The 21,274-nt window shown below is 61.5% G+C and carries 24 protein-coding genes; 17 read left to right on the plus strand and 7 right to left on the minus strand.

Annotated elements, in window-relative coordinates; genetic code table 11:
* Positions 1-28 precede the first annotated feature (28 nt).
* The 17 genes from ACZ60Q_RS27110 to ACZ60Q_RS27190 all read left to right on the plus strand — a co-directional run bounded on the left by ACZ60Q_RS27110 (position 29) and on the right by ACZ60Q_RS27190 (position 14,602).
* The gene (locus tag ACZ60Q_RS27110) at positions 29-883 is read left to right on the plus strand and encodes an rRNA adenine N-6-methyltransferase family protein (protein ID WP_469639756.1); all 855 of its coding nucleotides are present in this window, start codon (positions 29-31) and stop codon (positions 881-883) included.
* 2,743 nt (positions 884-3,626) lie between these two features.
* Positions 3,627-3,962: a hypothetical protein gene (locus tag ACZ60Q_RS27115; RefSeq protein WP_469639758.1), complete on the plus strand. Its 336-nt coding sequence runs from the start codon at positions 3,627-3,629 to the stop codon at positions 3,960-3,962.
* Complete coding sequence (locus ACZ60Q_RS27120) at positions 3,955-4,242, plus strand: hypothetical protein (RefSeq protein ID WP_469639760.1); 288 nt, start codon at positions 3,955-3,957, stop codon at positions 4,240-4,242. The genes ACZ60Q_RS27115 and ACZ60Q_RS27120 overlap by 8 nt, the downstream gene beginning before the upstream one ends.
* A gap of 510 nt (positions 4,243-4,752) precedes the next feature.
* Complete coding sequence (locus ACZ60Q_RS27125) at positions 4,753-4,911, plus strand: hypothetical protein (protein WP_469639762.1); 159 nt, start codon at positions 4,753-4,755, stop codon at positions 4,909-4,911.
* 477 nt (positions 4,912-5,388) lie between these two features.
* Entirely contained in the window at positions 5,389-5,565 is a 177-nt protein-coding gene (locus ACZ60Q_RS27130; protein WP_469639764.1) for a hypothetical protein, read from the plus strand.
* A 126-nt stretch (positions 5,566-5,691) separates the two neighbouring features.
* Entirely contained in the window at positions 5,692-6,411 is a 720-nt protein-coding gene (locus ACZ60Q_RS27135; RefSeq protein WP_469639766.1) for a hypothetical protein, read from the plus strand.
* A gap of 66 nt (positions 6,412-6,477) precedes the next feature.
* On the plus strand, positions 6,478-7,053 hold the full coding sequence (locus tag ACZ60Q_RS27140) for a hypothetical protein (protein WP_469639767.1): 576 nt from the start codon (positions 6,478-6,480) through the stop codon (positions 7,051-7,053).
* 417 nt (positions 7,054-7,470) lie between these two features.
* Entirely contained in the window at positions 7,471-7,827 is a 357-nt protein-coding gene (locus ACZ60Q_RS27145; RefSeq protein ID WP_469639769.1) for a hypothetical protein, read from the plus strand.
* Positions 7,820-8,173 carry a hypothetical protein gene (locus tag ACZ60Q_RS27150; RefSeq protein WP_469639771.1) on the plus strand — a complete coding sequence of 118 codons (354 nt, stop codon included), beginning with the start codon at positions 7,820-7,822 and terminating at the stop codon, positions 8,171-8,173. Before ACZ60Q_RS27145 ends, ACZ60Q_RS27150 begins: the two co-directional genes overlap by 8 nt.
* Positions 8,174-8,396: 223 nt before the next feature.
* A complete protein-coding gene (locus ACZ60Q_RS27155) occupies positions 8,397-8,831 on the plus strand; it encodes a hypothetical protein (protein ID WP_469639773.1) in 435 nt (144 codons plus the stop codon).
* Positions 8,832-8,944: 113 nt separating this feature from the next.
* A complete protein-coding gene (locus tag ACZ60Q_RS27160; RefSeq protein ID WP_469639775.1) occupies positions 8,945-10,504 on the plus strand; it encodes a DUF3987 domain-containing protein in 1,560 nt (519 codons plus the stop codon).
* A gap of 80 nt (positions 10,505-10,584) precedes the next feature.
* Positions 10,585-11,322, plus strand: coding sequence for a hypothetical protein (locus ACZ60Q_RS27165; protein WP_469639777.1), 738 nt, complete (start codon positions 10,585-10,587; stop codon positions 11,320-11,322).
* Between the two features lie 208 nt (positions 11,323-11,530).
* On the plus strand, positions 11,531-11,869 hold the full coding sequence (locus ACZ60Q_RS27170) for a histone-like nucleoid-structuring protein Lsr2 (protein WP_469639993.1): 339 nt from the start codon (positions 11,531-11,533) through the stop codon (positions 11,867-11,869).
* A gap of 118 nt (positions 11,870-11,987) precedes the next feature.
* Entirely contained in the window at positions 11,988-12,461 is a 474-nt protein-coding gene (locus ACZ60Q_RS27175; protein ID WP_469639779.1) for an Lsr2 family DNA-binding protein, read from the plus strand.
* 48 nt (positions 12,462-12,509) lie between these two features.
* Positions 12,510-12,824: a hypothetical protein gene (locus ACZ60Q_RS27180; RefSeq protein ID WP_469639781.1), complete on the plus strand. Its 315-nt coding sequence runs from the start codon at positions 12,510-12,512 to the stop codon at positions 12,822-12,824.
* A 192-nt stretch (positions 12,825-13,016) separates the two neighbouring features.
* Positions 13,017-13,490, plus strand: a complete 474-nt coding sequence (locus ACZ60Q_RS27185; RefSeq protein ID WP_469639783.1) for a hypothetical protein — start codon at positions 13,017-13,019, stop codon at positions 13,488-13,490.
* Positions 13,491-14,317: 827 nt separating this feature from the next.
* Positions 14,318-14,602: a hypothetical protein gene (locus ACZ60Q_RS27190; protein ID WP_469639785.1), complete on the plus strand. Its 285-nt coding sequence runs from the start codon at positions 14,318-14,320 to the stop codon at positions 14,600-14,602.
* Between the two features lie 83 nt (positions 14,603-14,685).
* Here the strand turns inward: ACZ60Q_RS27190 and ACZ60Q_RS27195 are convergent, their stop codons facing one another.
* The 7 genes from ACZ60Q_RS27195 to ACZ60Q_RS27225 form a co-directional block, all read right to left on the minus strand.
* Positions 14,686-14,835, minus strand: coding sequence for a hypothetical protein (locus tag ACZ60Q_RS27195; protein WP_469639787.1), 150 nt, complete (start codon positions 14,833-14,835; stop codon positions 14,686-14,688).
* 349 nt (positions 14,836-15,184) lie between these two features.
* Positions 15,185-16,069: a peptidoglycan-binding protein gene (locus ACZ60Q_RS27200; RefSeq protein WP_469639789.1), complete on the minus strand. Its 885-nt coding sequence runs from the start codon at positions 16,067-16,069 to the stop codon at positions 15,185-15,187.
* Between the two features lie 2 nt (positions 16,070-16,071).
* The gene (locus tag ACZ60Q_RS27205) at positions 16,072-16,359 is read right to left on the minus strand and encodes a hypothetical protein (RefSeq protein WP_469639791.1); all 288 of its coding nucleotides are present in this window, start codon (positions 16,357-16,359) and stop codon (positions 16,072-16,074) included.
* Between the two features lie 7 nt (positions 16,360-16,366).
* Positions 16,367-17,791, minus strand: a complete 1,425-nt coding sequence (locus tag ACZ60Q_RS27210) for a right-handed parallel beta-helix repeat-containing protein (protein ID WP_469639792.1) — start codon at positions 17,789-17,791, stop codon at positions 16,367-16,369.
* 161 nt (positions 17,792-17,952) lie between these two features.
* A complete protein-coding gene (locus ACZ60Q_RS27215) occupies positions 17,953-19,032 on the minus strand; it encodes a hypothetical protein (RefSeq protein ID WP_469639794.1) in 1,080 nt (359 codons plus the stop codon).
* Positions 19,033-19,035: 3 nt separating this feature from the next.
* The gene (locus ACZ60Q_RS27220; protein WP_469639796.1) at positions 19,036-20,259 is read right to left on the minus strand and encodes a siphovirus ReqiPepy6 Gp37-like family protein; all 1,224 of its coding nucleotides are present in this window, start codon (positions 20,257-20,259) and stop codon (positions 19,036-19,038) included.
* Between the two features lie 21 nt (positions 20,260-20,280).
* Positions 20,281-21,270, minus strand: coding sequence for a phage tail family protein (locus ACZ60Q_RS27225; protein WP_469639798.1), 990 nt, complete (start codon positions 21,268-21,270; stop codon positions 20,281-20,283).
* Positions 21,271-21,274 lie beyond the last annotated feature (4 nt).

Raw genomic sequence — 21,274 nt, forward strand, 5'->3', positions numbered from 1 at the left:
TTCCCCTAAGCCTTCCCACCTATTTCCCATGCTGGGAGAGCTGGACGTCACACCCAGTTCCCGAATCCTGGAAATCGGGACGGGTACAGGGTGGACAACCGCTCTCCTGGCCTTCCGGGCAAGAGCCGACAACATCGTCTCCGTGGAAGCCCGGGGCGACGTAGCCCACCAGGCGATGAAGGCATTGGCCGACCATGGTGACCCCGTACGGGTGGTGATCGGAGATGGACTGGACGGGTACCCGCAACGAGGCCTGTACGACCGCGTCCTAGCCACCTGCGCAGTGCACGAGATCCCGTTCGAGTGGGTTCAGCAGACCACCCCCGGAGGCCTCATCGTGACCCCATGGGGGACCTCCTACGGCCAGGCCCGCGCCATTGTCACACTTACCGTCGACAGCGATTACCAGAGGGCCACAGGGCGCTTCGTGCGGCCGATCGAGGCACCCCTTGCGCAGACTCTTCGGTTCGAGAATCCGGACCCGGCCCGACAGTTGCCACTTCCTTCAGCCATCGCCACCACAACGGGCACGAGTCTGACGGCGGATGACCTCTTGGGGCACGACCAGGGCGGCGTTCAGCGGTTCGTCATCGGTCTCCGGCTCCGCGACTGTACACACGCAGTATCCCGGCAGGCCGATGGGCAGTTGGCCTTGTGGCTGTACGGGCTCACAGACCGTTCCTGGGCCTGTGTCGCCTTCCGAGAAGGGGCCTCGGCCAAGGTGTGGCAGTCCGGCCACCGGCAGCTCTGGACGGAAGCCAAGGCTGCGTACACGTGGTGGGTCGAGCAAGGCCGCCCCGGATATGGGCGCCTGGGCCTCTCTGTCGACGCCGAAGGCCAGAGGGCTTGGCTCGACGACCCCGGGAACTCCTGGCCCCTCTGACCCGCGCGGCCTCGCTCTGCGTGGGCGGGGCCGACGCCCCCGGAGATATTAATTCTTTCTCGGCAGCAACATGAGTAGCGACCGAGAGGGCCAGGGCCTCCCCCACCCGACGAGAGGTCGGTGCCCATCGAGGCCGGGGCCGAGTTCGTCACTTAGCTCGGCCGGCTCGGAAGCCTCCTGCTGCACCGAGGCCTCTGGAGAGGAGTCTCATGAAGACGATGAAGGCCTGGTGCCCTTCGTACCACCCGGTATCAGATTTACGTCGACGAGAAATCAAAGTGCAGCGGAATCAGAAGAACCTGACAGAGGTGGCGATTATGAATCGCTGCACACAATCCGGAATCCACTCGGATCACGTCAAGCTGCTCTCGGTCAGACAGGACAGGCGGGGTGCCGATATCGGAATTTGGCATGTCTGGAGAGATGAAGAGGAAACAGACTTCATCAAGTGCGGTTACTTCTGTCAGATCCCTCAACGACAGGGCCGGATTACCTGTCGACTGTTTGAATGCCACCTAGGTGAATGCCAGATCAGCTAGCAAGACCTTCAGCCGCCTCTTGAGGGCGGCCGGGGGCCTCTCAAGACACTCCAGGGCAGGAGGTAATACCCCTGCCCTCACTAAATACGTAGGTGTCCGCTGGCAAGTTTCGTGACATGACTGTGGTCAACCTCACTGAAAGAAGGCTCCGAAGTGGATCAACTGCCTGATCATGCGCGCTGTATCTGGGTGTACGAGGGCAGGAAAGGCAAGCCCCGCTGCGAGAACGTACGAGGCACCAAGTTGGAGCACTGCCTTCCTCACGCCATGTTCCTCAATCCCGGGCTCACGCCGAAGTTTCATCGGAGGTTGGTGGGTGACGAGTTGTTGTGGCGGTTTAACGAGGATAAACGGGGGCCGGCATGGTGGAAGACGAGCCGGCGGAAGCCGCGGTGAATATTTTTAAACCCGTACAGGATCGAAGGAAGGCGCCCCCCTGCGGTACCCGAGAAGGAATTACATGCATTACCCCGGGGTGTGTTTATGGTGAGAAAGAATTAATATCTCGCTCATGTGAGCGGGTTATTTGTTTCTCGGCATAGGGGTGGGGGAGAGGGTGGGGAGGGGTGAGAAGTAATTAGGTGAGGTGAGTCACAGGGATTTACCTGTTGACTTTGTGCGCACGCCATGCGTGACAGCCAGGAATGCAGACCTCCTTTCGGGGTGTGTCCGTGAGCCTGGCTTTTCTCATTTCAGGACATAGGGCGCGTCTCAGTTCCCTGACTCTCAGCCAGAACCACATATGCAGGGACCTTGCGTATATAGGTTTGGGCTATATGCCGGAATCTTGCGAGAGGGCTTTAGGTAAAGAGTTCCTTTGGTTGTGCGCTTGTGATTCGGGGCATAGTGGACAGCTTTGCAAAGAGAAGGTAAAGGCTTGTCAGTAGGGAAGCAGGGAGCAAAGTAGGGCAAGTGGTGCACTCTCTTGGCTCGTGACGCCCTGACCTCTCCTTATGTCTTTACGCGTGCCCGTACTGGCCCTCATCTCGGCCAGATGAGCCGACTTGTCAGTTGGGAAAGCGCGGGGCAATGTTCAGCCCGTCACCAACCGCCGCCCACCGGGGCGGCAGAGCGAAAGGCAGGCAAGCGAATGAGCGCACGGTCCCCACCACACAGAGCGCGGGTGAGTGTCCACCACTCACCGGGCCCGGAATCGGCCCTGAGAGCGCGGGAGACGGCCTAGCGGCCCTCTCCCCAAGGATTCCTACTCCTCCGCGTACGGCGTCGACACAGACGGACCGCGTAGCCACCTTGAGAACTGAATCAATAGCTACTCACACCCGGGGGAGAACTCCGAGTGAATCCCACAGTGCCTAGCGGACCCGAGAGTCTGCCGTCATCGGCTGAGAGCGCGAAAGCGTCGGGGAGTGGTGAGGAACCGGGACTGATCGTCCGGGCGATGAATAGATCGATGTGCGTGACAGCAGACGGCGAAGCGAATCAAGACCAACCGTCAAAGACGTGCCAGCAACACCCCTGGACGCCGTTCTAAGGACTCCCGAGACCCGTAGCGGGTCGGTTGCAGTCAGACGGTACGAGGGGGCGTGAGGATGCCGGTAAGACACGTCTTGTGACGGCTGAGTGGCGTTACCTAGTAGCCGCTGAATGACGCGTATGCATGACGTTTTGGGTGGGCGGATACCACTTGAACCTGTCAATGGTTGTCGCGAGAGGGGAATAGGCGCGGGCTCCCGAAAGGTGACCCCGTGATGACCCGTGAGGACTCGTGAAGCTCAACAGGATTCGCCCCCCATGCCTTACCTGATTTGCCTACGGCTCATGTTCTCGACATGGCGCGTCCAGGCTCCGGCCGGTCATGGTGACTGATACTCACCGGACCGCGTGAGCGGGTCTCTAAGCGGCTGAGAGCACGTGAGTCTAGGGGAGAGCCGGTAAGGCGCTTCCGTGGCCCGTAACGGGCTGCGTTGACCTATTGAAAGGGCTACAGATATGCGTCTGAGCCTCATTAAGTACCGCTGTAACCAGTCGGGTTGCTGGGAGACGGCATCCGTTGCCCGGACGTACGTCCTGGAAGGGCGGCATTTCGTTGATGACCCTGCCTGTCTGGAACACGCGGGGGAGTCTTTCCCTTCCGCCCTGGAAGGGGACTGGCGTCCCATTGCGTTTACGGAAACCGATCTGGAAACGGTGATCTACTACCGGCGCATCCTGGACTTTCAGGTAATCGGGGAGCTGTGGTTTTAATGCGCGTACTGGAGATACATAGCTTCTCTCTCGTCCTGAGTGAGTGGCTGAGCGACAACGTCAAGGTAGACGTTCACCTCGACCGACGAGAAAACCTCGTGTGTCGGAGTGAAGTCACCTTCTTTGTGGGCGACAACCCCTTTGACGGGGGCCCGTGCCCCGCGCAACCGGGCGAGGAGTGGGAAACGGGTCTCGCCCGGGTCAAATGGTGGCTCGGTGGAAACGTGAACTACCGGGCTAACCTGATTCTTCCGCAGCACGGATATTCAGCGATGTACTGCACCAACATGCCCGGTTGCAACTGCGAGCATCACAAGGAGAATGACAATGACTGACAACTGGCGTGAAAGAACTAGGGCTCAACTTGTGGCGCTCGAAAGCGCACAGAATGCGGATGATGTACTTCGCATTCTGCCCGTGGTGCCTGGTGTCTCGGCCGGTGACGGCTTTTACGAGCTGTCCGGCAGTGATCCGAGTGTCTGGGATTCTCTGCGGGCGGCGGGGTGGGTTCAGATATGGGCCAGGGCCTCCTACTACTACGCGATGCGTGCCCCGGACGGGTCGGCCATTACCTACATCGAGGGCGACATTTACCGGGGGGACGAGCGTGGCTAAGGGGGAACGCTACTTCTACTACGAGCCTGCCGATTACATGGCTTGCCCCGGACACATGGGGGATGCTCTGGCCGGATGGTTTCCGGAGACGGCGGAGCGGGTGGGGCCGTCTCTCTGGGGGGACTATGACGTGGACTCCCTCATACCGGCTTTGCTGGAATCCGGGGAAGTGCTGAAGACGCAGTTCCGGCGGATCGGCACACGTTTCGGACCCGTCGAGAACTACTGTGCGTCGCTGCACTAGGGGGAGTGAATGAGGCTGCAAATAACTGTCACGGACACCGGTGAGTCGTACGATTATGACGTAGGGAACGAGCGGGAGAACGAGGCGTCAGAACGGTTTCTCGGCAACTGCCTAGCCACCCTGGAAGTGTCCCGGCATGGTGCGGACGGGTACATAGGTCCGCGTGTGGAACTGCGCTGGATTCCCTGACGGGATCTGTGGGTTCATCGGAGACACGTCCCGTACGTGTCTCCCCTTGTCCCTGTAGGTGCTAGTGAGAGGGAGCCATGAGGCTTTCTGAGTTCATCGAACGAGCGGAAACCATCCTCACGGAGGACGGGGATATGGAAGTTGTCGTCTGTAAGGGCCGCAACCCGGACATGGTGGCGGCGGACATGACCATTGAGTCTGAGAGCGACGGGGAAAAGGCCTTGCTCATCCACTAGGGCCATTCCTCACTCAGGGCGCACGAGCCGAGCAGGCCGTGCGCCTTTCTCATGCCCGAAACCAGGACGGAGTTACTGCGTGAACGCATGGCAAGAGGCCGGGCGAATGGCTGCCTACTACTTGGGGACGTCACTGCCTGCTGAAGAGATCAAGCGGGGCGACATTGTTACGGGATTCCACCGGGAACCCATTGCGGTAATCGAGTCGGCCCCGGTCCCCCACCCGACGCATCCGGGTTGGTGGACGTACGAAAAGGCGAACCGGTACGGGGTCGGTACGTACGTCCTCACGGACGGCGGAACGGTGAGCGTGGGCCGAATCCCCCTGACATCCCATGACCCCGGGCCGTACCGGCGACTCCTCGGCGCATGGGCGGCCCCGTGCGGCTGCTTGGTCAACCGGGGTGAGCACTGCGAGGAATGCGGGCCCTACAACGGGAACAGTCCGCTCTGTATCAACAACAAGGGAGTCCGAACGTGAAGAAGTCTCTGCTGTGGCACGTGTTCGCCGCTGGTGAGTGGCTGGCTACGGAATGGAGCGATCTCGGCCCTGTGAATGTGATGGTGGGTGAAAACATGGTGCCGGTTGTCTACCGACACTTGTCCGGTGACTGCGTCCGCGACGAATGCAAGGACTTGCTCGTGTGGGGCTAGGGCTGTCTGTAGCGGACCAATATCAGGGGCAAGAGAAGTGCAGACGCGGCGGCGTCCGATGCCACTCCTGCCCCTGGTGTTGAGCCTCTAGAGATCAGCTCGGAGGCCCTGCGAAAGGGCACGCACGTGAGTGTCAAGTTCAAGTGCGAGAGCACCGAAGAAGCGGACGTTCTCCGCCTTTCCGTGAACCTGTACGGGCGGGTGGCGCTGCCCGCGATGGGGATAGACCCCCGGACCTATGCCATGCCGACAAGAGGAGGAGGTGCAGGGTTCGGGTGGGACGCAGTCCGGGAGGTGGCCTACAAGATGGGCCAGGGCGTCACGGTGACCATGTCGTCACGGATGGCGGAGGCCGTCCGCGAGGCCCTGGCGCACAAGGCACGACTCTCAAGGCAACACCTGGCCGGCCGCGACCAGGAGCGGGCTGAAATGGCGGGGCGGCTCTCTGCCCGCATGTCCGCCTGCATCCGGTACGCCTCGGGCGCGACCTCCCACGTTCACCGTCCGTCGCAGGCCATTGCCATGGACCTCCGGTTCCACGTGTACGCCAGTGAGCCCGGGGCGACGTGCAACACCTACCCGTCCGGGGCCGGAAGTCCCCCCGTTCAGGCCCGGTACTCCGAGGAGCAGAGAGCGGAGAACGCCCGCAAGCGTGACGCCGTCCTCGCAGAGTGGGCCGAGACCGACCCGGAAGGACACGAGGGGTGGCGCAGGGCCTCGGCGGAGCTGTCCGCCAGTTCGGAGGCTCCCCGGGCGGGATGGGCGGCACTGGTCTACGAGCGCGACGGAATCCGACTCGTCGACCCGTGCGCGCACTGCCGTTCCTGCCGGGCCCGTCACCGCTAGGTGGGGAGTTTGGGGCACGGGCTCCCCCGTGCCTCTTGCGCTCCATCTAGTGAGAGGACATGCGTTATGGCCAGTCAGCAGACAGGCGACTTCATGTGTGAGGTCTTCATGCGGAAGGAGAGCCCGGGGCACTGCCCGTTCCCCGGCTCCGTCGTTCGGCATACGGGCTACCAGGGAAAGCGGCTCCGGATGATTCTTTGCGGAGGCCATGCCGGGCTCTTTGGGGATTGGGAAGTGAAGCCCATTGAGGAGTACCGGCAGGCCCACGGGCTGATACCCGATGCGGCGATCATCGGGAAGCGGGTACTTCCCAACCCCTACTTCACCAACTTCGTGGAATCGGCCGCGAATGCCGAGACGATGACAGAGCGGAACATGTGGATCGCCATGCACAGGGCGGCCCGCACGTTCGCTGAATTCATGTACTGGCAGGGCCATTACGCGAAGTACCCCCTGGACCTGAACGCGAAGACACGCGACGGTGCGCGGAGTAGCTGGGATACGGCACAGGAACACGCCGTTGGCATGTACGCCGTGTACACCCGTGAGGATCACGGAAAGGAAGAGAGGGAACTCCCGGACTACTTCCTGCACTCCATCGGATGCCTTGCGGCGGAGCTGCTTTCCGCCCGCCCGAACTAGCTCAAAGGAGAAGTGGACAGTGTCAGACAGCACCCCGGAGATATCGCCGGTACTCAAACAGGGGGCGAACAAGCGGAACCTTGACGCGGCCCGAAAGGCAGTAACTACCGGCCGGTTCCATGCCTGGACCCTCGTCGGCCCGTACATGGGAAGCGATACCCATTCCGAGTGGGATTGCGAACTCGGGTGCGGGTGGAGAGGGAAGAAGTTTTACAGCCACATCCGAGGACGCACCGACAAGGCGGGCAACTGGACTCCGTGTCACAAGACGCGGCACCCTGGGTGCATCCCTGCCGATCAGCAGGAGGCCGCTTTGAAGGAGTGGCGTACCCGCAACAACCTGATCTAGCCGGATGCGTTTGAGGCACGGGGAACTCTCCGTGCCTCTTGCGCAACCTACTAGTGAAAGGGAGTCGCGTGGACGGAAACGTGCCCAACAACTTGGCGATTGGGATATGCGCCACGTACAACGTGCGGGTCCACCTTGAATGGGACACCCGCACATCTGACGTTCAGCTCCTCGTGTACGAGGCTGACACGCTGAAAGAGCGCAGAGTATACCGGGCCTTCTGTGACGTGCTGCCGGTAACGACACCGGCTTGTGAATGGTTCAACGCGCTTACGGTTTCCATGCTTCAACTCGTGGACATAGACGGACCCGTGACGATGTTCCTCGGGGATTACGGGGCGCTCGCCAAGTTCGTTGCTCTCTGGGGCGATTACGAATGGGATCTCGTGGTGGACAGCACAACGAAGGGGGAGGCGCATGCCTGAGCGAACCTACAGGGACGCGGCGGTGGCCCCGCTGCCGAACATCCCCGATGCCCTGGTGGCCGTCCAGTGGACCCCGGACACGCCAGGCGTCCTGGTCACCATGTGCGGCCCCGGGTGGCTGGGAGCGGAGGAACTGGAGCTGCCTGACCTCCGGATGCCCCACCACCCTTACCGGGGTGAGGAGCCGTCGCCGACGGAGGCCCTGGAGGCAGTCCTCCAGGCGCAGCCGGACAGCTCGGTCTTCGCGGCCATGGTCCTGGAATCCATCACGGACCGGTGGGAGTGGTGGCCTGCTAGCTCCGTTCCCGGCAAGGACCGTGAACGCCTCGGAATCAACGGGGACTAGCCATGGGAGCGGTCAAGAACTTCGCTCGGGACCTTCGGGAGTCCCGGACGTGCGGGGAACGTGCGGCCGAACTTCCGAACATAAGACTCCGGGCCGCCGCGTACAGAAATACGCGAAACGGCTTGCAGTTGGCTGCTTCCCGATATAGTGACCCCGTCACGGCATTTGCGGTGTTGATGCGCGAGGCCGTCACGGCTTACCAGGAAAAGCGAGCATCGATTACATGAGACAAGTCGGCATGTGGGATCTCATCGTGGAAAGCGCCGCCTGGCGCTTGTCCGGAGTGACCGCCCGAATCCAGATGACGGAGACCCGTCCGGGAGTCCGGTTCGTGACCGACCATCGGCACTATGCCGGAGACGAGTTCCCGACCCAATGGGCAGAGCCTGACTCGTTCGGTGCCGATCAGCACGGAGAGGCAGAACGACGGTTCAACGAGCTGCTGGCCACCTACACCAACCGGCACGGTGAACCCACGGAGAGAGCACAGATGATTGACCCCCGATATCACGCGGACAGAGACACAGTCCTCCGTGAGTTGAGGTTCGCCGGCCTCGAAATCTCAGAATCGGATATCGTGCCCTGCCCTGAGACGGGGACTCTCACCATCGACGGGATGCTGTGGTGGGAATGGTGCGCAGCGATGACAAGTCTCTAAACAGAATCGCCCGCCATCGGTCGGGCGACTAGGAAGCGTGAGCCGCTTTGGTGACGGGCAACGATTCGTCGGTGTCCCGATCCATAGATGCTCAGGCTAGGGAAGGGTGAGAAGTGAGGGTTCTGAACGGTCGACTCGACCGGTTCGAGGAAATGACTTACGGCCCGATCGGGCGGGCGGTGCAGCAGGCGAAGCCGCACACGGAGGGCGATCCCATCGGGGTGCTGGCTGCCACCTACGCAATGCTGTCATCAGCTTTCGCCGGGCAGGTCCTTTTGCCGGGCGGGACTCGCCCCGCTCTCGTCTGGACCGTACTTGTCGGCAAGTCCTCCACGGGCGGAAAGGGCACTGCCTACCGTGTAGCAGGGAAGATCACGGAGGGTGCCATCGGGAGCTATCTCGGAGCCCGAACCAAAACGTCGATCAAGAACGCGCCGACCCTCGTCCGTGTCTTTACCCAGGCTATCCAGGAGTCGAGTGGAACCGAGGCCGGGGAAGACAGCAGGATTTTCATGCTCTGCGACGAATGGGGGAGCACCCTCAAAGTGCTTAACCGGGATGCACAGTTTTCGGAGCACTTGCGCAAGGCGTGGGACGGAAGCTCCATCAGTAACACCATTAAGGGCAAGACGAAAGGGGAGGCGGAAGAGGAGTGGATTGATAAGCCTCTCCTGGGGTTCCATGCTCACATCCAGCCGGGTATCTGGCCTACTGCTATCAGCCGAACCAATGCGCTCGGAGGGGACTACAACCGGATGCTTCCAGTGGCAATCGAGGAATGGCAAGAGCTGGACGATGTTGCCGGACTCAACGCCGAACCGGACTCGTTTGTGCAGTCCTCCGTTGAGATCGCCAATGCTTACGAGTGGGTTCGTAAGGGGGCGGCCAAAGAGATGAAGTATTCGGACGCTGCCGGACGCGAGTTCATTGCGGCACGTAAAGCCCACAAGCGCATCGTCGCCGAGGAGGACGAGCACGTTGCCAGTTACTTCGTGAGAGCCCCCGAGAATATTGCCCGGATTGCTTGCCTGCTTACCGCCACGGAACGGAAGACGACGATCTCTGTCGGTGCCGTGCGTGCCGCACGAGCTTTCGTTGAATACTCCCGGGAAACCGTTATCGAGTTGGCGAAGATGCCTTCCCTGGTTGCCCGGTCTAATCAGCCGAAGACGCTTGAGCAGAAGATCCGGGATGCGATCGGGCGTGATGGGGAACGTACCCGGACTCAGCTTTTCAGTGCCGTGGGCAACCGGCACACACACGGCGAGATTGAAGAGGCTGCGGCCCGGATGGCAGATATTCGACGCATGGAAAGGACGAACGGCCGACCCGGGCCCAACCCTGTGTTCTTCGACTTCGCTCCGGAGGAACCGGAGGAGAGGGAGCCGGAACCCATTGTGACGGTTGTCCGGCAGCGCGCCGCGAAGCGGGCACCGGCCCCGGTGACTTCCACCACGCAGACGCCGGTCAAGGCGACGGCGGCCCGGAAGACGGCAGCAAAGAAGGCCCCGGCCAAGAAGGCTCCGGCTGCGGAGCCAGGGGCGAAGAAGGCGGCTCCCGCGAAGCGGGCCCCGGCCAAGAAGACGACGGCGAAGAAGGCCGCCGCGAAGAAGACGACCGCGAAGCGGGCGTCAGCCGGGAGCGCCACCGGTCAGGGCGATCTCTTCAACTAGTACGAAAGGGGGGGTGGGTTGTGGATCTCAGCGCGGAGGAGAAGCGTGCCCTGGGGCTCATGTGGCGGGGAGACCGAACCATGATCAACGGATTCGGGGTGAAGCTTCAGACCATCGAGGCACTGAAGGAAAAGGCGCTTATTGATCTTCACGTACACAGCAGCCGCCGCAAGTGGGCTGCTGTACTCAACGAAAAGGGGCTGACTCTCGCCCCACAGTTCAGCGACCATCGAACGGATGTATCCGTAGACCCTGGTGAAGCCACCCGGGCGGTAATGGTAGAACTGGTCAGGGAACGGCCGGAGAAGGGGCCTTTCGATGAGGTCTGGCATTCGCTCAGCCTGGAAAGCCTAGAAGGGTTCACCGTTCATGCGAAGCGCTGGCTATCCGATAGGTCTGGACTGCCCACGCGAGTCATCAACTCGGCCGACTACGTTGCCCTGTTGAACTCGTTCCGCGAGTCGGAAAACCTCCCCCCGATAGGTGGGGGAGCAGAAGCTAGGGAAGTAGAGAGAGTGCCGGAGAAGGAAGCACCGCAGGCGAAGAAGCCCGGTGCAGCGAAGAAGACGGCAGCGAAGAAGGCCCCGGCGAAGCGGGCCCCCGCGAAGAAGGCTCCGGCTGCGGAGCGGGCCCCGGCCAAGAAGACGACGGCGAAGAAGGCCGTGGAGCCCGAGACCGTGACCCCGCAGCGGGGCGTGATGGTCCTGGGGGAGGACGGCCTTCACCGGCTTCCGTGCCTGACCCCGGCGAACGTGCTCCTGGGGTGGACCCTGTACGACTCTCCCACCGGTAAGCCACTGCGGAACGAGTGGATCTAACCGACTGCCCGACACGAAGGGGAGGCTGCACCTGCGGCCTCCCCTTTGTCGTACCCGAAAGCTGCAACGTGCGACCCATGCATTCCCACCGGGTCAACTGGTCCGGAGTCCCGCCCGGGTGACCAGTTTTACATCCGGCTATCCCTTGAATTACCCCTGACTTGGTGAACCGCACGGCGGTCACCAGAACATGAAAGGCATGACCACCATGGCTCAGAAGGTCGAAATCCTCCTGATTGACGACGTCGACGGTACGGAGGCGGACGAGACCCTGACGTTTGGTCTCGACGGCAACGTGTACGAGATCGACCTCTCGATGGTGAACGCCGTCAAGCTCCGCAACTTCCTGGAGCCCTACCGCAAGGCCGGCCGCCGGATGAAGGCGGGCGGCGGGTCAGCTCCGATACGGAAGGCCAGCGGTTCGGGCAAGGCCGGTCCGAAGACGGCCGACGTGCGTAAGTGGGCCCGCGAGAATGGGTTCAAGCCTATGGACCGAGGCCGCATTCCGGCCGAGATGAGGGAGGCGTACAACAAGGCGCACGCCTGATCAGGAAAGAGCGCAAAAAGAGAGGGCCCCAGATCGGGGCCCTCTCTCAACTGGCCTGATTCGGGCGAGACATGAAAGAATTCCGTACCGCAGGGCGACACCCAAGGAGGGGGCCACAATGGCACTTCAGCAGATCCGAGTGTGTGACATCACAGGGGAGAAGGAAGGGGTGGAGGTCCAGGAATTCGAGGTAGATGACCGGAAGTACCGAATCGATCTCACCCCGGGGGAACAGGAGAGGCTGTCAGGTCTCCTGAAGCAGGCGCACGAAATCCGGGAGGCGCTTCAGGTGTACGTGGAGAAAGCCGAGGACACCACCCCGGGTCAGCCCATGCTGCCCGGCAGGGTTGCCAAGAAGGATGACGGACCGGACGCAACGGCTGTCCGCCGGTGGGCGAAGGAGTCCGGCCACCTGATCGGCGGGGAGTCGATCCCTGACCGGGGCCGCATCCCGAAGGCCTGGAGGGAGGCCTACGCGGAGGCCAAGGAGAAGGAGGCTCTTACGCGGGCCCTCCCGCACCTGGCGGAGAGCAAGGCCCCTGGGGTCGAGGAGCCTGCCACGGTCTCCGACATGGCAGCAGACAGCAAGTAGGTAGATGGTCGCCCTGGTCCCGCGTGAGCCACACGAGAGAGGGACAGCGTGTATCGGGTAGCGAGAGAGGCCGTATGCAGCGGCCTGGAGGCCGATCACGGCAAGGCGTACGCGTCCGGCCTGGCCACCACGGTCGGCCTGGCCGTGCAGGCTGAGAGGGCCGAGAAGAAGCCGACAGCGGCGGCGAAGTCTCGACTCCTTGGCCGGCTGGAGGGACGCCGGGAAATCCTGATCAAGGTCATCCAGGATTCCATTGTCGGGCCCGGTGATGAAGAGGGCGCTCGTAAGGTCCTCCAGGGCCACGAACGGCGGTACCGGGAGGCCCTGGTCGAGGACGAGGCGTGGATGGAGAGAAGGGCGTGAGTAGCCGTTCAGAGAGCCAGGCGCCCCCGCCCTCCGACTGCCACCGCTGCGGAGCAGTCCCCGGTGAGACCTCCTGCCGGATCTGTTCGCAGCCGATCTGTCGGAGCTGCCTTACTGACCATCACCACCCGTGGTACGGAGTGCCCGAAACCCGCCCGTGGTAGCCAGAACTAGCAGAATGAGACACGCATAGTGAGCGAGATTGCCCGCATCGAGGCGCTGACCAAGAAGTCCCGGCGACGCCCGGCCTTTGACGAAATCACGGATTGGTCCAACGAGTTCCGGGATGGTCCGCTGTTCAGTTACGAAACCGCTGCGGAAACAGTTTCCGAGATTCAGGAAGGCAGCGAACTCTTCAAGTTCCTGGACTCCCTTGACTCCCTGGCCGAGGGAGGACTGATCTCTGAGGAATTCACGGAGAAAGTTCATGTCCTCCGTGAGGCTGTCTACGAGGTCGCCGGAGAGGGGAACCCTTTCGAACAGCTCAAGGAACAGTGGGAGGTCTTCAAGGAAATGCTGACCCAGATGGAGAGGGCTTTCGACCATCCGAAAGAGTATGAGACCGACGAGAAAGATGCGATGTGGGACGAACTGACGACGAGCCTCGGCGATATCTCCGACACGTTGAAGGTTCTGGTATCAGGAGAGGGAGAGGGGACGTCGTGAGTGTACTGCCAAACAAAATAAGGTCCGGCATACGGGCCGCTGACCTCGACACTCGCCCTTGTCCCGGCGCGAATGAGTAAATAGGGTGAGTCCATCACCGTCACCAATGGAGATATGTCACAGCTAGCCGGCCAGCGCGGCAGGGGTGTACTTCAGTGAAGCGAGTTCGTGGCAGCGGCTTCCCAACCAATGAGAGGTAGCCGAGATGGCGCAGTGTGATTCCGGAAACGGCCTGACCGAAGACGGCACGGGGCTGTGTCTTCGGACAGCCACTTGTCAGGTTGAAGAGACACGAGGTGGGAGGGTCACTATCCACAACATGTGTCAGGGGTGTGCTGGCCACTGGACGCTAATGCATCCCACAACCATGGTTCTCATCGAGGAGAGGAGTTGAGGAACTTCAAGGTCCGTTGGGTCGAGGGCGACCGAGAGCGCGTGTCCGTCGTGGCGTACGACGAGCGGAGCGCGAGGCAGCATGCGGAGGAACTGGAGCCCTTGGAGGACGTCAGAAGCGTTCGAGTCGTGCCTGTCACCCCCGGGGCCTGAGAGACCCGCTATCCGTTTCGGTGCGCGTAACTGCCCCTGCTTGGTGCGTTTCTGACAGCCCTTTAATGGACCCCAAGGAAGATCAACAAAAGTGGGTCTAACTCTGCCGCTCTACCGAGCCGGCAAAGGATTGGGAAGTGGGGCCCCGGAGCCGTATCGTGGACGCTGACCAGTCAGACATTCACGGGGGCCCGCGTCAGTTTCCGAGGGCCAGTGGAACGAAAAGAAGGGCCCCGCCGTAGAAACGGCGGGGCCCGGGGTGCGTTATGAACAATTCCAAGATGGCCGACCCGAACGGGATCAGCGCGGCAAGACCCCTCTCGCCTGAGATACGGAAGCTGGACAAGATGCGACTGATAGCAGTCGCTGAACCCATCCGGCACACTGAGCGGGAGGGAAAAAGCGTTAGCCTCACCGAGTTCAAAGATCCTGAGTCCGGACAAACCCGATGGGCCGTCGAAACCATAGAGCTGTACGGACTTACTCGCGAGATACGTGACTCTGGCGACGAGGCCGCAGCCGGCCGGTGGGCCGATGCGGAGATTGCGCGCCTTGGACTTATCTGAACCCAGGTACAGAAAAAGGGCCCCCCTCCAACCGGAGGGGGGCCCTTTTTGCGTTTCTCAACAACGGTGAGGCAGCAGTTTGACTAGCTGCCGTACTTGTCTTCCTTGTACTCGCCCATGGCGTCCGCTGCGTTGTCCGCCCGTTGTTCCATCCGATCAACCTCCTCTCCGTCTCCGGCGAGCCGGGCAGCCTCCGCCCTATTGACGGCGTCCTCCTGCACTCGGGAAGCCATGGAAAACCCGGTGCCTGTGCTGATCCGTTTCCAACCCATGGCGAGAAGCTATCCAGGCAAAACCGATTGCAAGATCAACAACCTTCTGATCACTCGTTCGAGTGGTTGACCTCCTTGACGAAAGGGCTCTCCTGATATAGGGCCCGGATTGTCTTGGTGTCCTCGTGCCACGCAACCGCAGCGCCGGTACCGAGAAGGGCCGCAGACGCGGCTAGGACTGCCTCCCACGGAACCGATGGCCACAGCTGGAGGCAGAGGGGCAGGAGCGCGGCCAGGGCCGCGTAGATCCGAGCGCCGTAGCGCGACACGAAGTTATTAATTCTTTCTCAGCACCTTCAGGTAGAGCGGATCAGGAGAACAGGCGGGACCAGGTCGAGGGACCGGGGTAGCCGTCCGCATCGGCCCCCGTCCAGCCCTGCGACTTCTGGAAGGCCTTCACGGCGGCCCGGTCCGATCCTGTCCAGGTGGGACCGGCACCCACCGAGTAGAAGCGGCCGTAGCCCTTCTTCACGAGCTGCTTGCCGAGCTGGGTGACGTAGCCGTTGCTCGCACCGGGCCGGAAGTACCCGCGACCGGGGAAGGCCGGTGGCTTGGGCTTGACCGGCTTCGGCTTGCTGGGGGTGGTCGGCTTGCCCTCGGCCAGGATGGTCTTGATGTCGGACCGGACCTTCCCCATGTCCATCATCTTTCCCGGGGCCATGCCCGGGTCCCACTTCCCGGGGGAGCCCCATTCGCCGTGACCGATCACTGACTTCTCGGTCCAGCCGTGGAAGTCGCAGACCGCCGCCGCGAGCCGGCGAAGGGTCGCGTACTGGGAATCTGACATGCGGTGACTGCCGCTGTACCAAATCTCAACGCCGTAGAAGTGCCTGTTGCCATCAGTGTTGGACTCGTTGTCCGGAGGGAGAGGCTTCTCGTTGATGACGGCCTGGAGGACGTCGTCGTCACCGAGGCCCGCGTGATTCGCGCGGCCCCAGCCGATCAGGTGGACAGTGCCGTCCTGAGCGAGACCGAAGTGACTGAGCGGCCCGGGAAGGGCCGTGAAGCCGTCGTAGAGAAGCGCTCGCTGGTCTTTCGAGTCAGAGCCCGTGTGATGGACCATGAAGCCGTGAACGGGCCCCCACGGGCCCTTATGGTTTCGGTTGTACGTCTTCCAGCTCTTGAACTCCTTGAATGGAATGCCGAACTTCTTGAGCTGCGCAACAATCTGCGCAGCCGTCATCGGGGTTGCCAAATTCAATCCTCCGTAGGGTGGTTGGTGGCCAGGCGGATAACAGCCAGGCGAGATGGATCGAGAGCGGTTAGCAGAGCGATCAGGCGGGCGTTCTCAGACTCGATACGAGAGAGACGGTTCTTGATCTCCGTGAGATCGCCCGCCAGGCGGTCAGCGCGCTCTTTCTGCGCTTCGGCCTCCTCGCGCCAAACCCTCGCGGCACTCGTCCGGTAAGCGGCGAGAACAACCACAAGGGCAGCGATAAGAGAGGCGAGAGTGCCCAGGACGGGCAGAGCTTGAGTAAAGGTCATAGGACTCCTATGCGGCCGACTGGACACGGTCTTCTGCATAGTTGCTGCCTGCCACAGTGGTGATTGCGGTCAGTCGGATGCGCTCGGTTGTACCTTCCTGGAAGACACCGGCAGTTGTGCCGTGGAGATACGCGCCGACCACCGTCACATCACGGGCACCGGCTACACGAAGCCCGTATTCCGGGGACGTTCCCGCTGTCCCGGCGTCATCCGTCCCCACGTAGCACGTAAGCCCGTTGACCAGGACGGGAGCACGGTTGAGCAGAGCGAGCCCCGCGAACCCGCCACCGCCAGCGCCACCATTGCGGCCATCCCGCCGGGTCATAAGTGCGGAAACGATGAAAGGGCTGTTCCCGCTGGCGTCAATACGAACACCGTCCTGCCCGCAGCGATCGGTGGAACAGGCGGAAACAGTGGCGGAACCACTGCCCGGCCAGTTACCCCACGCGCCCGTGAAATGCATTCCGTGGGAGCCGGTCCACTCGGCCCTACATCCGATAAAAGTGCTGTTCGCACAGTTGGTGATTTTGAAGCCTACGGCCCAGCAGCCAATTGCCTGGCAATCAATCATGGTCAAGTCTGTATTGCGCTCGAATACATATCCGTTGCTGTGTGAGTTGTCCACCATGACCGAATGGAGACGCCAGGAGTAAGGAAGTTCACCCGCCGCGTTCCTGCCGGTGATGATGCCGTTGTTCGGCATGTCGCGGATACACACGTCTCTCAGTACGACGTTCTGAACGTTCCCCTTTGCGTAAATGCCGTCGAGGTTCCCCGACTTCACTTGAGAGCCGTCCAGCATGATGTTGTAGAGTCGCTGTTCGCCACTAATGGCGGGATGGCTTCCGTCAGCATCACCAATGATGGTGATCATGGCCCCGGTGGTGAAACTGGGGAGAGCCTGGATGTAACAGGGATAGTCAGCCTGGCTCATTCCAGGCCCGACCATCAGATTCGAGTGAGACCCGGTGAGCGTGACTCCCCGGGGAAGGTCGAGCGGCGCAGACGTCCGGTAGACGCCCCGGGGGAGGTAGGCGACTCCGCCGATACCGGCTGCGTTGATGGCGGCCTGGATGGCTGCTGTGTCGTCCGTGATCCCGTCGCCGGTAGCCCCGTAGGGGGCTGCTGTGACGCTGACCCAGTCGAGCATTACGGGAGCGAGAACGGGGAGCTGGTCCGCCGGGACCTGACCGAGACCATCGAGGGTGGCCAGACCGCCCGGAGTGCCACGCAGGGCAGCAAGCTCCGCCGAGGACGCAGCCTGTGACCCGTGAGGGTCCGGCGCGGCCACGTGGTCCGCCAGGCGTTCACCCGCATTCGTGGCGACGAGGGCGACCCGCGTGACCCCGAAGGTGATCCACAACTTCTCTGCGGCTTCCGGGCCCCAGAAGGGCGGGATCATGCCGTCAGCATCGGATATGACCGTGGACATGGGCGCATGGTCCGCGTCAAGGAGATCCGTTACCTGTGCGGCCCCCTCGGAAGGCCCGTCCCAAAGGGTGCCGACCACCCCCGGTATCCGTGCGCCTGATGCGTCTTCTGCTGCGTCTGCTGATGTACCGCCAAAGAGATTACGTGCCAAATCAATATTCCTTACTGTGGAAAGTCAGCGGCCTCGTAGACACCAGAAATGACAAGGCTCGAACTGGGCGGGAGTTTGGGAAGTCCGTCGAGGCCGGCTGAGGAGGTGTTCGGGTTCGGGTAGAGAAGAATGCATGTGTTGGTTGGCGAACCCACAGGAACCCATCCGGTTAGCTGGAAATAGTTCGGCAGGCCGGAGGCTGCCTGTCGAGGGCCGGTGTTCTGAACCAGGCCGTGAAACGTCTGGCCCGTGGCAGCGGAAGCCTTGACCGGAAGTGCAATGCCGACATACCAGCTAGAGTCAAGGTGCTTGATCTCTACGGGCGTTGAAACTCGCACGCTAAACCAGACGGTGTTGGGGCTGATCCACCGATAGCGTCCCGTCCTAGTTGCGATCCCTGCCGTGAGCGGCGCAACATTCACGAGGCTCGGCGTGTACTTACGCGTCGGGCCTAGCTGCCGAGCCACACGGGGCTTGTCCGAGTAGGTGAAATACTCGGTGATCTCCTCCGGGCCATTGTTGTCCATGTCGTAAGCGAAAGTATTCTTGGGCATAAGAGCCGCGGAAGCGCTGGCATTCCAGGGATAGGCGACAGGATCGGGAATGTTGTAGGGCCCGCGTGACGCCACAGTGGGAAGGCCCCCGTTAGCTGGAAGAGTGATCTCGTAGAGAGGCATCTCCCATACGCCGCCCGCTTGTCTGACCGGAGCCGGCTCAAGAGGCGTGGCCGCATTCACGCCCTTACGGATAGCCAAGTTCACCGCAGGCTTGGACATGTCCGCCCGAATGACCACGAGGTCCTTGCGGGGCGTGTTGGCCGTATTCGCAGCGACAGTCAGATTGAGAGCGGAGGTCAATTCGTAGTAGAACCCACCCACGAATGCCTTACCCGGGCTGATCTGGACTGTGGAGACGTTGACGACCTTGCCGGAGAACGGCAAGGTCGCCGCACTAGCCTGGCCGGTAAGGGACCGGTCAATACGGTCCCCTCCCCACATGCGGGCCATCGATTGCCACTGCGTTTCCGATACGAGGTTCGTCGCGCCTGTTGCGGTATCGGCCGCATTGAACGGATAGCTGATCTCTGCCAAGGGTCACATCCTCGCTTGAAGCCGGTCCAGCTTCCGTTGCATTTCAAATACCGTCTTGTACAGGTTGAGCGGTTCACCGCTGCCCTGTTCACCGATCTTCGGACGGATCTCCGTCGCGGTGCCGCCGTCATCCACGGAGATAGTGACCTCGCGGACAACATCGCTGTATTCCGTGCCGTCCACGGCAACTGTGACGATGTCGCCCACGAAGTAGTCCCTGCCGAATTTGCAAGAGTTCGTGTCGATCGGGTAAATCTGAAAATTGCCATTCTTCTCGCCCTCGGTGAGGGCGGTGGTCAACGCGTCATCAATGGAAGTGAGTACGGCCGTGTACTCATCCGCTGTCAGCTCAGGATCGGATTTCATCGGCTGGCCAGTGGTCATGTTCGTCTTGACTGGGATGTCTCGGCGGTCAATGAACCGCTCGATCTGCATGCCCCACTCTGCCTCGGAAGCCGTATCGATCTTCTGTTTCATGTACCGGTCTTTTCCTTCACCGGCACAGCCCACGATTGCCCGGGTGACCTTCGGGGACGACAGCGTCCAGATGTATTCGGTGAGGTTTCCGAGATCCGGGGAGAAGCGGACACCCTTAGAGCGGTCCTTCGGGGTGAAAATCTCAAGATCGATCTTTTGTGTTACCGGGTTGTAAATGAACCGGTAGGCGACGCTGCGTTCCTTGCACCACTCTTCCAATTTTTCTCCGAGGCCATCGAACCGGACGGTATCTCCAATTCCGAGGCCCACCGCAGAGTCGGTCAGGTTCAGGTTGGTAATACGTCGGTCGGTAAGGGCCGCAGGGCCCATGGATTTGTTGACCTCGTCATAGATGAGGTGGCCGGCTCCTTCAGCGGCCCGAATGGGGCGGCTTGCTCCACGGGCTAGGTACTGCTGTGAAACTGGCTTAGCCGGATCAGGGAAGAGGAGGCGTCGGTAGGCAAGAGAGTTATGGCACTTCCCGGCAATGTAAAGACTGCCGGGCCCTGTGTGCTGGAGCTTCGTCCAATATTTCTGATAGGAATCAACCTGCCCGGAGAGGACGGGTTTACTGACTCCGTCCTGCCAGATGACAATGCCGCCACCCTTCTGAATCATGGCGGCCTGCGGAGTCCCGTCCTTGATGAGGAGCTGCCAGATTCCTTCCTGGGAAAGCCGTACAGAGAAGTCCAGGGAGATCCACGAGTCGATCTCGCCCACTCGCTTCAAGTTCCTGTCGATCACTTCCACGCGGTATCCCATACGCCTCCATCACATGTAGCTTGCGAATCTCGGGTAGAAAGCCAGTGCCACGGATGCGTTTCCGGAACCCGTGACGATTTTGATTGAGGCCTGAGAGACACCGGGGTCTATCTGCCAGAAGCCCGGGTTCACATCGAGGAGCGGCCAGAAGTTCGTTCCGATGTCGTCCTTGACCGTCTTCTTTCCGGGGCGCGTATCGATGGTGACGACTCGGCCGGCTGGGATGAGATCGAGCCCGCTGGGAAGGGCAGAAGCCTTGATGGTCCGCCCATCTGTATGAGTGAGGGCAAAAGACTTGATCGGGCCTTTCAGCGTCCATACGGGCCACGCCTCGATGTCGCCGGGGTTCGTCAGGTCGTACAGGTCGCCAATGCCGCCCATGACGCCCTCAGCGATGCGGAGAGGGAAGAGGCCTGAAGGGTGAAGGAACGGCTCGCCCGTGCCGAAGGACCAGCGCTCTACATACTGGGAGGTGGCGTAATACCACGGATCCATAGCGGTGAATGTCAGTCCGTATCGAGTCCACGTGAAACCCGATGTGTCGACTCCTTCGGCCCCTTCCATGCCTCCCTTGTAGTAGGCCGTGAGCTGTCTCGTAATGCCACCCTCGGTGAACCGGAGAAGGCAGTATCCCTGTGACGGATTGAGTGCCTGGAAGAACTTGCGTTTCAGCCCGTTGATCGTCTGCCGGTCAATGCCGTGGAGATACACCGGAATCATGATCTCGCGGGCACTTGCACGGGCCGAGCGGAACATGGACCCGTCGAGATTCGGACTGTCATCGGAGAACACGGCAAAGGGAGGGGCGTCGAGCCCCGTGGCTCCCGGCTGGATGAAAACGCCGGGCCAAGCTTTACCGGCGAACCCGGTGAGGTCTATTTCCTCACCGCGGCCCGACTTTCCGATAAGCGTTACATGTGTGGTTTGCCATTTCACCGGCGCCGGGGCAAACACGTTTGGCCTGTTTACCACCGGCGCCGACAGTGCGGGTACAGGCATAAGA

This window comes from Streptomyces sp. NPDC104313 (assembly GCF_055583985.1).

Excerpts from the sequence above, each read along its gene's own strand:
- ACZ60Q_RS27210 (WP_469639792.1), bottom strand. The coding sequence starts at position 17,791 with ATGTCCACGGTCATATCCGATGCTGACGGCATGATCCCGCCCTTCTGG.
- ACZ60Q_RS27155 (WP_469639773.1), top strand. The coding sequence starts at position 8,397 with ATGAGACAAGTCGGCATGTGGGATCTCATCGTGGAAAGCGCCGCCTGG.
- ACZ60Q_RS27190 (WP_469639785.1), top strand. The coding sequence starts at position 14,318 with ATGGCCGACCCGAACGGGATCAGCGCGGCAAGACCCCTCTCGCCTGAG.
- ACZ60Q_RS27225 (WP_469639798.1), bottom strand. The coding sequence starts at position 21,270 with ATGCCTGTACCCGCACTGTCGGCGCCGGTGGTAAACAGGCCAAACGTG.
- ACZ60Q_RS27150 (WP_469639771.1), top strand. The coding sequence starts at position 7,820 with ATGCCTGAGCGAACCTACAGGGACGCGGCGGTGGCCCCGCTGCCGAAC.
- ACZ60Q_RS27205 (WP_469639791.1), bottom strand. The coding sequence starts at position 16,359 with ATGACCTTTACTCAAGCTCTGCCCGTCCTGGGCACTCTCGCCTCTCTT.
- ACZ60Q_RS27110 (WP_469639756.1), top strand. The coding sequence starts at position 29 with ATGCTGGGAGAGCTGGACGTCACACCCAGTTCCCGAATCCTGGAAATC.
- ACZ60Q_RS27170 (WP_469639993.1), top strand. The coding sequence starts at position 11,531 with ATGGCTCAGAAGGTCGAAATCCTCCTGATTGACGACGTCGACGGTACG.
- ACZ60Q_RS27175 (WP_469639779.1), top strand. The coding sequence starts at position 11,988 with ATGGCACTTCAGCAGATCCGAGTGTGTGACATCACAGGGGAGAAGGAA.
- ACZ60Q_RS27165 (WP_469639777.1), top strand. The coding sequence starts at position 10,585 with ATGATCAACGGATTCGGGGTGAAGCTTCAGACCATCGAGGCACTGAAG.
- ACZ60Q_RS27195 (WP_469639787.1), bottom strand. The coding sequence starts at position 14,835 with ATGGCTTCCCGAGTGCAGGAGGACGCCGTCAATAGGGCGGAGGCTGCC.
- ACZ60Q_RS27125 (WP_469639762.1), top strand. The coding sequence starts at position 4,753 with ATGAGGCTTTCTGAGTTCATCGAACGAGCGGAAACCATCCTCACGGAG.
- ACZ60Q_RS27115 (WP_469639758.1), top strand. The coding sequence starts at position 3,627 with ATGCGCGTACTGGAGATACATAGCTTCTCTCTCGTCCTGAGTGAGTGG.
- ACZ60Q_RS27140 (WP_469639767.1), top strand. The coding sequence starts at position 6,478 with ATGGCCAGTCAGCAGACAGGCGACTTCATGTGTGAGGTCTTCATGCGG.
- ACZ60Q_RS27120 (WP_469639760.1), top strand. The coding sequence starts at position 3,955 with ATGACTGACAACTGGCGTGAAAGAACTAGGGCTCAACTTGTGGCGCTC.